Source organism: Acinetobacter sp. GFQ9D191M (genome assembly GCF_011174875.1).
Classification (GTDB): Bacteria; Pseudomonadota; Gammaproteobacteria; order Pseudomonadales; family Moraxellaceae; genus Acinetobacter.
On the sequence record NZ_JAALGV010000159.1, the window covers coordinates 1 to 1045 of the forward strand.

General features: G+C 34.3%; 2 tRNA genes. Both read left to right on the plus strand.

The annotated features are described in order from the left end of the window. Positions 1–97: 97 nt before the first annotated feature. Positions 98–173 (plus strand) — tRNA-His (locus tag G5T77_RS16750). Between the two features lie 18 nt (positions 174–191). Then, positions 192–268: transfer RNA gene (locus G5T77_RS16755), tRNA-Pro, on the plus strand. Positions 269–1045: the final 777 nt, after the last annotated feature.

The following is a 1045-nucleotide window of genomic DNA, read 5'->3' on the forward strand; positions in this document are numbered from 1 at the left end:
AATCCTACTGCTCCGACCATCTTCTTCATGGTGGTTAAGATAAATGATACCGCGTCAAGCGGTTTTTTTATGTCTAAATAATGAAGACACCGTAATGGTGGATGTAGCTCAGTTGGTAGAGCCCCGGATTGTGATTCCGGTTGTCGTGGGTTCGAATCCCATCATTCACCCCAACTCTTTGAGTTGAACATCGGAGCATAGCACAGCCTGGTAGTGCACCTGGTTTGGGACCAGGGGGTCGTAGGTTCGAATCCTACTGCTCCGACCATCGATAAAAATGATTAATTATATAGATACCGCATCAGGCGGTTTTTTTATGTCTGAAATTTAACTACGAATTAAATTTAGCAATCAAAATAAAAATAGATTAAAAACTGGTTATTTATTAAGTTCATTCTTCATTCTTCATTCTTCATTCTTCATTCTTCATTCTTCATTCTTCATTCTTCATTCTTCATTCTTCATTCTTCATTCTTCATTCTTCATTCTTCATTCCAGAATTATGTTTTTAATAAGTCGAGCTAAATGTACCTAGATCTTTTTATGGGTGAGTCGCATTTATTGGGAGGTTCATAGGGATTGTGAAAATAAAAAAAATATTTATTCGAGTGAGCTGGAAGAATATTTTAAGCAGGAGCGGCTATGGAAATAAAAAACTAAATTGCACTTTATTAAGCTGAAACAAAATAGCCCCTATTTTTTAAACTCAAAAATGAAAATAGTAAAAAGATATCTAAAAATAGGGTTTTTAGATTAAAGAATATGCATATGGGATTATTTTGTAGAAATAATAATCAACTGAAGTATTTTCTTAAAAATAGGGGTTGCGCTTGCTTGGGATTGGTCTATAATGCACATCCATCGGCGGTGATGAAGATTAAAACTTCTGATAAAACAGTAACTTAGCATGAAATGGTTGAGTTGAGTTTTAGAAAGAAAGTTTAAAAATAATTTTCATTACTGGTTGACTTTCTAGAGATAGAGAGTAATATAGCCGACCTAGCTTGCTACTGATGAAGTAGTGAGAAGATCATTAAGAGATTAT